Source organism: Streptomyces sp. NBC_00090, assembly GCF_045160815.1.
GTDB lineage: Bacteria > Actinomycetota > Actinomycetes > Streptomycetales > Streptomycetaceae > Streptomyces.
Window position 1 is genome coordinate 7476048 of record NZ_CP108224.1, and the last position, 11994, is coordinate 7488041.

Sequence of the window (11994 nt, forward strand, 5' to 3'; positions counted from 1 at the left end):
GACCTGCCGCAGGCGAACACCGCAATCTGAAACAGGGGACGCCTCACGTGGCGACCCACGACCTCAAAACCAGATCACTAGACCCAGTTGACCTCCGCCCGGGCGAGCAGGGGGTCGTCCAGCAGCTCCCACAGCGGGACCGCGAGGTTCCCGCTGCGGTAGCGGCCGCCGAAGTGCAGGCCGAGGACCCGGTGGTCGGCGAGGTCGAAGACGGGCGAGCCGCTGTTGCCGCCCAGCGTCGAGCAGTCGTGCTTCATCACCAGGCCGCCCGGGGTGAAATCGGTGGCCGCACCGGGCTGGAGCCGCTTCACGTTGTACACGTCCATGAAGATCCGGCGCATCGACTCGGGTTCGTTGCGCCGGCCGTCCCAGGCCGGGTAGCCCACCACGTACACCGGCCTGCCCGGCAGGCTCGCGGGGGCGTCCGCGGCGACCGCGAGCGGGGTGGGCAGCCCGTCCGAGGCCGAGGGCTCGATCCGCAGCAGGGCCATGTCGACGTCCGGGTGGATGCCGATGATCTCCGTGATCTCGTACGGCGTGGGGGCCGGAGCCGGAGCCGGAGCCGGAGCCGGAGCCGGAGCGGGAGGGGCCGGGGCCGAGAGGACAGGGTCCGACAGGGGCGGGGCGGTGTCCGTGTCGACGGGGAGCTCCTCCGCGGGGTCCACCCGCGCCGACATCCCGTACTCGAAGCTCCACCGTCCGCGCTCCCCTTCGAAACGGCTGAACTCCGCCGCCACATGACGGTTCGTCATCACTGTCCCGGGGCCCACGAGGAAGGCCGTGCCGATCCAGTCCAGGCTGGGGTGCCCGGTGACCTCGACCCGGCCGACCCGGGCCAAGGACTCGCGGATCGCGGCCCGTTGTCCGTCGAGGACCGCCCACTCGTCACGCTGCGGCGCGAAGTCCTGGCGCTGGACGAGGATCGCGGGCCGGCCGTGGAGCAGGACGATGGCCTCCACGCCGAAGTACTCGTCCTCGCCGAGTTCGTCCTCGCGGTGCGCCGCCAGCTTCTCCAGGCCGCTGACTCCGGCCTCCAGGACACGGGCCCGCTCCTCGCGGGCGAAGCGCGAGATCTCTGCCGCCGGAGCCACGTCGGCGGGCAGCTCCAGCGACGACTCGGCGATCTCCGCCTCCAGATCCGCGCGGACCCGGGCGGCGATCCCCCGCAGATCGCCGAAGATCCGCCCGGCGTCGGTCGCGACCTGCGACCCGTTCCGTACTCCGTTCGGCATGGTCACTCGCCTCGGCTTCCCGTGCGTCCGTTCCCCGGGGCCGGCCGACCCGACTGGCCGGCCATGATCTCGTCGTACAACTCCGGCCGGAACTCCCGGAGATGGGCCATGATCGTGCTCATCTGGGTGCCGACGTTCACGAACCTCGTCCTCCCGCCCTGGAACTCGACGTCGTCGACCTTCTGCGTGCCGCGGTGCAGTCCCACCACCGTCCAGTCGTCGAGGCAGACGGGGGAGCCGGAGGAGCCGCCGCGCGTGTCGGTGAAGTACAGGATGTTCCGCTCGTCCGCCCGGTACACCAGGTTGTTGCGCAGGGCGACCCGCTTCGGCAGGCCGCTCGGGTGCTGGATGATGTTGACGGGTACGCGCTGGCGCTCCCGGACGAGCAGCGGTCGGGTGGCGATCCTGAGGGTCGGCCGCGGGGGGTCCTCGGAGGCGAGCCGCACGACGGCGTAGTCGAGCGCCGCGTCCCAGGCCGCGAGTTCCCCGGCCGTCACTTCGGGCGGAGTCGTACCGCTCTCGACGAAGTCGAACCGGGAACGGGACATGAGCGCCTGGAGCCGCAGGTCCTCGTCGGCCACGAACGGGCGGATGCCCGAATCCCACGAACGGGCCATCACCACATGGTGGTTGGTGATGAGGAGTCCTGGTGCGACCATCCAGCCCGTGCCGCTGTGCGGATAGGACGGGAGGAGCGGGGCGCCCGACTCGTACGGGGGGATCCGCAGCAGGGCGACGGAGGCGCCGGCCCGGATCCCGCCGTGGAGGAACTCGTAGGGCACGGTGTCGTCCTGGAGGACGATCTCCTCCTTGACCTCCACCGGCATCATGTCCAGCGAGAGCGCCGCCTCTCCGGTGATCTCCCGGGCCACGGTGTCGAGGGCGCCCTGCAGAACGGTCCGCGGGCCCTGCTCGTGGGTCTGCTCGATCGCGTTGTGCAGCCAGATCTCCAGCGGCACCAGTCCGTCGATCAGTCGCTCGACCTGGTTCATCGCGTTGAGGTCGGCGTGGATCTGGTGCAGGGGGTCGCTCAGCGGCTGGAGGGTGGCCGTGAAGTGCTCCGGGATGCCCCTGAGGAGTGCGGGGCGGAGCGCGCGGTCGGCGAGTCCCGCCTCCATGGCGGCGTTGCGGACCCGGATCAGCTCCTCCTGGGGCAGGAAGGGCTCCTTGCGGAGCGCGGCCCCGGCGGCGTCGGGCGGCGGCTGCGTCCACAGACCCGCGCTGCCGCGCCGGGGGCGGGTCATCGCCCGGGAGTCCGCCCAGGGAGGCGTCCAGGGGCCCGCCGGCGAGGTCGTCCCGGGGGTCGTCCCCGGGGGCGGCCCTGGGGGCGTCCCGAGGGGTGCCCCAGGGTGCTTCCCGAAGGTCGGATCGGAGGTCGGATCAGAGGCCGGATCGGAGGTCGGCCCGGGGGTTGTTCCGGGTTCAGGGTGAGAGCTGTCGGGAGGGGCCGGGCCCCCGTCCATGGCGGAGGCGACCCCAAGGAGCAGGTCCCCGCTGCCGTCCCGGAGCGTGAGCGCCTGCCGGGCGACGCTGTCCAGCGTGCCGCGCCGCCGGGCCTCCCGCAGAGTCCGCTCGATCCGTTCGTGTCCCATCCGGAGCGCGCCCGTGCCCGCGCCCGGTGTCTCCGTTCCCGGTGTCCCCGCTTCCGGTCCCGCCTCCGTAGCCGGTCGCGGGGGCTCGCCCGCGGCCGTCTCCAGGATGCGGGCCAGCGGTTCACGCAGGCGGGGCTCGTCGGTCATCGTGCTGTCGATCCAGTGGGCGAGCTCGCCCACGACCGCGTCCTCGTCCGCGGGGAGCCCGACGAGCCGCAGCGTGTGCTCCAGGAGCTGGGGATCCGCCCGGCAGGCCGTGGCCGCCGCGGTGCGGGCGAGGGAGGGCTGTCGGGCCAGCTCCTCGTCGGGCATCCCGCGCAGGGTCCGGGCGAGCCGCGCCTCGGCCGGAGCGGCGTCACCGTCCGCCAGGGCCGCCAGCCGGGACCGCGCGACCAGGACCCCCAGGGACTCGTAGCGCAGCCCGAGCCCGGCGGCGATCTCCTCGGCCTCCTGGAGGCAGCGGTCGGCGGTGGCGAGGTCGCCCGAGTCCTGCGCGAGCCGCGCCGACAGCTGGAGCAGTTCGAGCTGGGTCTCCCCGCACCCCGCGTCCGCCGCCCCGTCCACGGCCCGCTCCGCGGTGGCGAGGGCCTCGACGGGCCGTCCCGAGCGGGCGAGGGTCTCGGCGAGCAGGGCGTGGAGCCTGCTGCAGGGTGTCCACGGCCGCCGCCCGGACAACCGCTGGGCCGCGGCCTCCACGTACCCCTGGGTGAGCAGGTTCTCCACCTCGCGCGCGGTGATCCGCTCCCAGTCCTCCTGGTCGGCCTCGGTCATGATCTGGTCGGGGACGTGGCCGCCGATCCTGCCGAGGAGGAGGGCGGCCGAGCGGCGCGGCATCTCGCGGTGTGTCGTCCCGCCCAGGTAGGGGACGACGCCCGGCTCCCAACGCGCTTCCACCGTACGGGGGTTCTCGCCGAGCCGGAGCCGGTGGTAGATCTCCTCCGCGCGGTCCCTCGGCCCCTCGCGGACCGCGTAGTACGCGACGGCGCTCCGGTCCACGGCCCGCATCAGATCGGTCCGCGCGCGGTCCGAGAGGTGCAGCATGATGGCCCGCAGATCGGCCCGGTGCCGGATGGCCTCGGGGCCGGCCGACTCCATCAGGTCGACCCGCGAGGTGAGCAGCCCGTAGAGACGGCGGGCCTCCGCAGGGGTGTCGACCCGGAGCCCCGCCGGTCCGGCCAGGACGTGCCGCACCAGGTCGGGCGTGATGAAGCGGAGCGCCAGACCCGCCTGGACCAGGGCCCGGACGTCGTCCTCGACGATGTGCTTGAGGATGCGGTCGTAGAGCGTGCCCTGGATGAGCATCTGGTCGACCTGACGGTCGAAGTAGCGGCGCCGGGAGGGCAGTCCGCGCAGCAGCTCGCCCAGCGAGGCGGAGTCGGAGCCGAGGGCGACCACCGTACGGGCGGCCAGTTTGAGGCTGAGCGGATGGCCGCCGATCCGGTCCACGAGGTCCTCGGCGACCGTCTCGTCGTCCACCCCGCACGACAGCAGCAGGTCGACGGAGGCCTGGGGGTCCAGCTCGCCGAGCTCCATCGTGCGCGGGGTGAGCACACGGGCCGGGTGGTCGATGGGCGCGCGCCCGGCGACGACGAAACGGAGCCGCGAGTAGGCGGCGCGCAGGGCCGTCCAGATCGCCCACATGCGCGCGATCACCGGGGAACCCCGGTACTGGGCCTCCTCGAAGGAGTCGACGACGATCAGGAGCGGTGGGGCCGATCCGCCGGGCGGGGGCCGGACGGCCTCCGCCACGAGGGCCGCGATCCTGCGGGCGAGCTCCTGCTCACGGGCGCTGGCCCGGGCGTGGAAGTCGGCCGAGTAGTCGCGGCCGAGGGTCGCCCGCGTGGTGGAGAGCTGGTACAGCTCGTCGAGCTCGTTGCGTTCGCCGCGCTGTACCGCCGCGGTCCGCTCGCACTCGTCCGCGAGGGCGTCGAAGGCGGCGCGGTGTCCGGGGTGCTGGATGCCGAGCTGCCGGGCCATCTCCGCGATCACGGTGGCGGGTTCGTGGATGGAGAGCGTCGGGCGCCCGAAGTCGAGGTAGGCGAAGGGGAATCGGGCGGGAGACGCGGCCAGCGCGTCGACGAGGAACCTGGCGAGCAGCATGCTCTTGCCGATGCCGCCCACCCCGTGGATGAGGACGGGGGGCTCGGCGGGCTCCTCGGGCAGCGCGAGATAGGCGTGGAGGGCGTCGAGTTCGGCGGTGCGGCCGTGGAACGTTCCCCGGACGAGGCGGCGCATCGGCTGGAGCAGCCGGGCCTCTTCGAGACGGTGCTGGACGTCGTCGACGGAGGGCAGTCCCGTGACGCCAGGGACCCGGCTCAGCCAGAGGACGGCCTGCAGTGTGCCGCAGAGCTCGTCCACGTCCTCCCCTCCGTGGACGTCCACGGCGCCGTCGGGGGGAACCCCGGCGCCGGTGAGCAGGGCGAGGGCGGTGCGCTCCGGGCCGGGGCCCGGAGGGCGCAGGTCGATGTTGGTCCGCAGGGCGCGCAGCGCGGCCGCGGGTCCGGCGAGGCCCGCGAGGGCCGTCTCCCGGATCTCGGGCTTCAGCGTCCAGACCGCGGCCCCGGGCGATGGCAGGGCCGCGCAGTCGTCGACGAGCTCCAGGACCGCCCGTCCGGTGGAGAGTTCCTCGCCCGGCAGGCGGAGCGCGGCCGGGTCGAACTCCTGGAGCAGGCAGGCCGCTTCGCGGTAGGACCTGCGCAGGTCGGGCAGGGCGGGGGCGGGCGCGGCCAGGCTCGTGCGCAGGGCCTCGCGGAGCTGGTGGCCGGCGTCCCCGGGCGCGGGAGGCGTCGGGGGGAACGCCCGGTGGAGCCGTACGACGTCCTCGACCGCCGTGCACACCCGGCGCATGTAACTCTCCTCGGACCCCGGGCGGTCGGCGGCCCGCAGGACCTCGGTGACGGCCGTCTCCGTCAGCTCGCGGACGATCTCCTGGTCCGGGGGGTCCCGGGTCACGGCGACGAACTCCCCGAAGAACTCCTCGAAGAAGGCGCGGAGGTCGTCCCCGTCCACGGGACGGGTGGTGTCCCGGCACTCGTTCTTGCGCACCTCGTAGGGGAGTTGGCGCATCGCCGTCGAGTAGCCGAGGAGGACGAGACGGGGCACGGTCTCCTTCCGCACCGGGGTGTGCTCGTAGATGGCCCGGGCGAGGACGCCGATGCAGTCCCACACGTCCGAGTTGGGGTCGAGCCGGTCGCAGTCGTCGAGGACGATCCAGAAGCGTTCCTCGGCGGCGGTGGCCCGGCCGACGATCCGGTGCGCGGCGTCCTCGAAGCAGGGCAGGGGATCGTTCAACCGTGTCGGGTTCAACGACACCTCGTCGGCCGCGTCCGGGCCCGCCACGAAGGCCGCGAGGCGCTTCATGAGGCCGGCCGCCGTGGACGTGCGGGAGAGGGTGACCCGCACCGGCCGGAAGCCCCGGTGCTGGCCGAGGTGGCGGATGAGCTCGTACGTGTACGAGCGGCCGCTGTCCGGCGGGCCGTCGACCACCAGCACCGTCTGCTCCGGGTCGGCCAGGAAGCCGCGCAGCTTCTCGCGCAGCTCGGCCCGGTCGAGGAACGCCTCCGTGCCGTGCTTGAGGAGCGTGCTCAGGAAGGGGTCCTGGGGGGAGCGCCGCAGCCGCTCGTCCTCCCGCAGCCGGGTGAGCAGGTTCCGGGCCTCGGCGCCCTGCTCGAAGACGTGCGGGTCGTCGATCGCGGCGAGCGCGTCGAGCCCCGAGAGGACCGCGAGCAGTCGGCGCTGGTGGGCGATGTCCCGGCGGGCCGCCTCGACGACGAGCAGGGAGTTGCGGTCCGGGTCCGGGGTGAGCGGAAGGTCCTGGACGAAATCGGCGGGCAGGCCCGCGCGCAGCAGCCGCTCACGCGGCTCGGACGTGTCCAGGAGATGGGCCCGTACCCAACTGGCGACGAGCCCCCACTCCGTCTCGGTGAGCGGCATACGGCACCTGCCCGGCGCTCTCTTCGCGCGGCGCCGGTCGCGCCGGCGCCGGAGGTGGGGTCATCCGGCGAACTGGCTGATCCCTCTCATCGTTTCACCGGGCCGGAACGGCCGCAATCGCTGCTCTGGGGGGTGGTACGGGGGGCGTGCGGGCGCAGTGTCGCTCCCCGGGTGCGGCACGGTGTCGCTCCACGGGTCCATGCACGGTGTCGCTCCCCGGGTGCGGCACGGTGTCGCTTCACGGGTGCAGGACGATGTCGCCGTACGACTCCAGCCGTCGCCAGCGCTCCTCCGGCCCGCGCGCTTGCGGCATCACGTCCACGTCCGGGAGCGGCCCGAACTCCAGCTCGGTGAGCTCCGCGACGTCCGAGACCGGCACCTGGTACGTGCGGAACGGGCCCAGCGGCGGCGGTGCGCCCGGCGTCGCCCCCGCGAGCGCCCGCTCGGCGTCCCGGCTCAGGTCGGGGCTCTGGTCCAGGACGTAGGCGCTCGCCGCCAGGGCCCCGTCCTGGAGGAACGCGGCCACCTTCCAGAAGCGCAGCGGCACCTGGAACCCCCGGTACGGCGGGTCGGAGTCCTGGAGCACGGGGCCCGTGAGGACGGTGAGCTTCCGGTCGAACTCGGCCGCGTGGTCGAGGAGGTAGTTCTCCAGGCCCTGCCAGAGCTGCTTGCCCTGGTTGAAGACGTCGGCCTGCGGCGCGGCGTTCGTGTAGTGGAACGTGTCGGTGTTGGCCCGCGCCGCCACGGCGGCCGACCCCCAGACCGGGTCGAGTCGGCGGACCAGATGGCCCCTGTCGAGACTGTTGTTCCGGTAGAGCTCGCCGCCCGCCTGCTGCTCATCGGGCAGTCGGGGGTCGAACTCCCAGATGTCCTCCCGGGGTACGTCCTCCAGGAGCTCCCGCCCCTCGATGCACACCGCGGTCGAGGCCGCGAGCCGCCGGTCCGGCCGGAAGACCACCGTGAAGTGGGTGTAGGGCAGGATCACCGTGCCGACCGTGTCGCGGACCGGGAGCGGAAGGGGGACGACGGGGCCGAGGAAGGCCTCGTCGTACCCCGCGCGATCGGCGAGCGCGTCGCGGCGGGGGCCGCCGGGACCGGGGAGCGGGCTGCCGTGATCGGGGAGCGGGCCGCCCGGGCCGGGGAGCGGGCCGTCGGCAGCGGGCGGGGGACCGGAAGAGTTCATACGATGTAAGTACCGCGTGGAGGGGGTCGCGCTCGGCGCCGGACCGCAGGCCACTCGATCAGACGCCCTCGACAGGCGCCCCGACACCCCCTCCCCACCGTGCGAGGAGGCACCCCTCATGCCCGTCGGACTCTCTCTGCACATCGGACTCAACGCGGTCGATCCCGCCCGGTACGAGGGCTGGGAGGGCACCCTGATCGCCTGTGAGAACGACGCCCACGACATGGCACGGCTCGCCCGGGAAGCCGGATTCGCGACCACCGTCCTGCTCACCCCGGACGGCACCGCCGCCCACGTCACCGCCGCCCTCGGCGAGGCCGCCGCCCGGCTGGGCCCCGGCGACATCCTGCTCCTCACCTACTCGGGCCACGGCGGACAGGTGCCGGACGGCACCGGGGCGGACCAGGGGCCGGACGACGAACCGGACGCCCTCGACGAGACCCTGGTCCTCTACGACCGCCAGTTCCTCGACGACGAGGTACGGCACGCCTTCCGCGCCTTCGACGACGACGTACGGATCGTCGCCCTCTTCGACTGCTGCCACAGCGGCAGCAGCATCGAGATCCCCGCCGGGACGGACGGCGGCGCGGGCCGCTACCTCCCGGAAGAGCGGCAGCGGCAGCTGTACGAACGCGACCGGGAGCTCCTGGCGGAGCTGCGGCGCTCGCTGGCCGAGGAGGCGTCCGCCGACGGGGCCGACGCCGACGCCCTGCTCGTCTCCGCCTGCCAGGACGACCAGGTCGCCGCCGACGGCGAGGTCAACGGAGCCTTCACCGGGGCCCTGCTCCGGGTGTGGGACGGGGGCGCCTTCCAGGGCGGCTACCGGGACTTCCACCGGGCGATCCAGCGCAGGCTGCCGTCGGACCAGAAGCCGAACCTCCACCTGACCGGCTCGCCGGACCCCGACTTCCTGAACCAGCGGCCCTTCACGATCTGAGCCCCATGGTCCGACGGTCAGGGCCGGAGCGCCGTCGCCAGCTGAGCGCGCGAGCGGACGTCGAGCTTCTGGTAGATCCGGGTCAGCCGCGCCTCGACCGTCTTCACGCTCAGGTACAGCTTCGCCGCCGCCTCCTGGTTGCTGGCCCCCTGGCTCACGAGCCGGGCGAGCCGCAGCTCCGCCTCCGTGAGCGAGGAGAGCGCGGACGACGACTCCTCGCCGCCCGAGCCGCCGCCGGCTCCCTCGCCCGCCGCGCCCGCCGGGGTCTCGCCCGCCAGGGCCAGCCACGGCGCCGCCCCGACCCGCTCGAAGACCGAGGCGGCCTCGTGCAGGGCGCTCTGCGCCGCCGACCTGCGCCGTCTGCGGCGCTCCACCCGGGCCAGCGCGACGAGCGCCCGCCCCCGCTCCAGCGGCAGCCCGGCGCGACCGAAGCGCTCGGCCGTTCCCGTCAGCAGTTCGGCCGCCTCGTCCGTGCGTCCCTCGGCGGCCAGGCACAGGGCGTGCACGCGGTCGCAGCCCAGCAGGACCGAGCCGCGTCCGAGCCGCTCCGCCACCAGCCGTACCTCGGCGAGGAGCGCCAGGGCCTCCTCGCCGGCGTCGTTGGCGAGGAGCGCCTCGGCCAGCTCCTCGTGCCAGCGCAGCATCGACGGATCCACGGTCGACTGGGCCCGCTCGTCGGCCTGGACGCGCCGCAGCGTCTCCAGGGCCGCGGCCACGTCCCCGTTGATCAGCTGGACGCGGCCGAGCGCGTACCGGCTGCGGGAGAGGAAGACCCGGTCCCCCTCCTCCTCCGAGGCCTGGACGCTGCGGCGGGCGTAGCTCGCGGCCCGGGCGAAGCTGCCGCCGGCCGTCTCCGCGAGGGCGAGCGCGTACCAGGCGGGGCCGGGGGAGAGGCCCGCCTCCAGGGTGAGGGCGAGCGACTGCCCGGCGTGGGCGATGGCCGCCGGGCACGGACCGATCCGGGACTCGATCTCGGCGAGGGTGCTGAGGAGTTCGATGGCGTCCTCGACCGAGCCGCGTCGCTGCACCAGCGGGAGGAGGGCGCCCAGTTCGTCACGGGCGTCCGTCAGCCGGCCGTCGAAGAGGGCGTGACGGATGGTCAGGATCTGTGCGGCGTTACGGATGCCGAGCGGACGCTCGGCCAGCTCCAGGGCGCGGGCATGGGCGAGCACGGCCTCCGCGTCCGGTGAACCGAGCGCCCGCTCCATCCGCGCCTGCACGGTCAGCGCCTGCGCCGCCGTGCGCGGATCGCCCGTCGAGGCGGCGAGTGCGGCGGATTCGGCGGCGGCCGTCCGCGAGCGCTCCGGATCGCCGTCCGCGAGCACGTACTTGACGGCGAGCCGGAGCTGGACGGCGGCCCGGAGCGCGGTGTCCCCCTCCGACTCCTCCATGGCGTGCACGTACATCTCGTCGAGCCCGGTCAGTCCCTGGCCGGCCGTGTCGAGCACGGCGAGGCGGGCCCTGACCCGGTCGGCCGGTGCCGCGTCCCGGGCGAGGAGGTCGGTGGCGGCCCGGATCGCGAGGTCGGCGCGGGCCGCACGCGCGGCCTCCTCGGCCGCGTGGACGAGCCGGGCGATCCGCCGCGTACCGTGTCGTCCCGGTGTGGACTCGGCCGCGAGCAGGGCCAGTTCGGCGGCGAGCGCGCTGTTCCCGCGCCGCTGGGCCAGGTCGGCGGCGGCCGCGACCTCGGCGGCGAGCTCCTCGTCGGGGATGTCCGTGGCGAGGGCCCGGTGGCGTACCGCCTCCACCGGGTCGTCCACGACCTCGGCGAGGGCCGCGTGGCCGGCGCTCCGCTCGGACCAGCAGGCGTCGTGCACGAGCGTCGAGGGCAGCAGGCCGGCGGTGAAGGTCACCGAGCCGTCCTCGGCGAGCGACACCAGGTCGGCCCGCTCCGCCGCCGCCAGGTCCGCCTCCGCGGTGGGCCGGCCGGCCCGGCGCACCAGGGTCGCCGAGGGGCGCAGCGCCAGCGCCGCGAGCAGCAGCGTCTCGCGTACGGGAAGGGGCGCGGCGCCGAGGAGCTGGCGGGCGAGGTCGCGGGCGCGCCCGGAGAGTGTCAGGGCCTCCGCGTGGTGCACCGGGGTGCGGGCGTCGGCGAGCGAACGGCCCACGGCGAGCGCGAGCCGCGGATTGCCGCCGCTCGCCCGGTGGATGCGGCCGGCCATCCGGGAGGGCAGGCGGTGGTGGATGAGGAGTTCCGCGATCTCGTCGGCGTGCAGCGGGGGGACGCGCAGGACGTCCGCCTCCGACGGCACCCAGAGGTGCGAGGCGTGCGGGTCCTCGGGGCGGTCCCGATGGCTCTCGCGGTACGGCTCGTAGGCCTCCCCGTACGGTTCGGGGGTCTCCACGGCCACCACCCGCAGCGCGGGCGGCGCCAGATGGAGCGCGAACCGCAGCAGGTCCGCGCTGTCCGCGTCGATGTGCTGCACTCCGTCGACGACGAGCAGCACGGGACCGCGGCAGGCCAGGGCGCGCAGGATCCGCGCGATGCCGAGGCGCAGCGCGATCGGGTCCCAGCCGCCCGCCTCGATCGGTGCCTCGCGGCAGAGCATGGCGACGGCGGTGCGCTGGGGACCGGGCAGTTCGTCGAAGACCCCGGAGGCGAGCACTCCGGGCGCGAAGAGGGCGGCGGTGGGCGGTCCGGGGGCGAAGCGCCCGGCGGAGGGCGCCCCGGTCGCGGATGCCCCGGTCGGGGGCAGACCGGGCGCGGGCGGTCTGGGGGCGGGCAGTCCAGGGGCGAGCAGCCCGGGGGCGGGCGCTCCGGGCACGGGCAGGTCCGCGGCGGACGGGTCGGGCACGGGTGTGCCGAGTCCCGGCCAGGTCACCGTCGCCGCCACGGAGGCCACGAGCGCGGCCGCGGCGGCCCCGGGTATCTCGCGGTCGGACGGCAGGGTCGCGAGCCACAGCACGGTCTCGCCGCGCGCCTCGGCGCGGGCGGCCTCGGCGAGGGCGAGTTCGGTCTTGCCGACGCCGGCGGGTCCGGTGAGCAGAGCGCGGCCCCGCGCGTGCAGGACGCGTTCCAGCCGGGCGAGGAGCTCCTCCCGGCCGACCGGTGCCGGCGGTCCCCCCACGCCGGAGGGGCGCAGGGGGCGGTGCGGTGCTGTCGTCACTGTCCACCAC

At 74.7% G+C, this 11994-nt stretch carries 5 protein-coding genes; 1 reads left to right on the plus strand and 4 read right to left on the minus strand.

The genetic code is table 11. The features are described from left to right. Window positions 1-77: 77 nt before the first annotated feature. The 3 genes from OG361_RS33355 to OG361_RS33365 form a co-directional block, all read right to left on the minus strand. A complete protein-coding gene (locus OG361_RS33355) occupies window positions 78-1232 on the minus strand; it encodes a trypsin-like serine peptidase (RefSeq protein ID WP_405859484.1) in 1155 nt (384 codons plus the stop codon). Between the two features lie 2 nt (window positions 1233-1234). Continuing rightward, window positions 1235-6757, minus strand: a complete 5523-nt coding sequence (locus OG361_RS33360) for a trypsin-like peptidase domain-containing protein (protein WP_405859486.1) — start codon at window positions 6755-6757, stop codon at window positions 1235-1237. A 238-nt stretch (window positions 6758-6995) separates the two neighbouring features. Continuing rightward, window positions 6996-7940, minus strand: coding sequence for a DNA/RNA non-specific endonuclease (locus tag OG361_RS33365; protein WP_405859488.1), 945 nt, complete (start codon window positions 7938-7940; stop codon window positions 6996-6998). A 118-nt stretch (window positions 7941-8058) separates the two neighbouring features. Here OG361_RS33365 and OG361_RS33370 point away from each other — a divergent pair, with 118 nt between their 5' ends. Next, entirely contained in the window at window positions 8059-8877 is an 819-nt protein-coding gene (locus OG361_RS33370; protein ID WP_405859490.1) for a caspase domain-containing protein, read from the plus strand. A gap of 17 nt (window positions 8878-8894) precedes the next feature. Here the strand turns inward: OG361_RS33370 and OG361_RS33375 are convergent, their stop codons facing one another. Beyond that, window positions 8895-11984: an AAA family ATPase gene (locus tag OG361_RS33375; protein ID WP_405859492.1), complete on the minus strand. Its 3090-nt coding sequence runs from the start codon at window positions 11982-11984 to the stop codon at window positions 8895-8897. Between the last annotated feature and the right edge of the window lie 10 nt (window positions 11985-11994).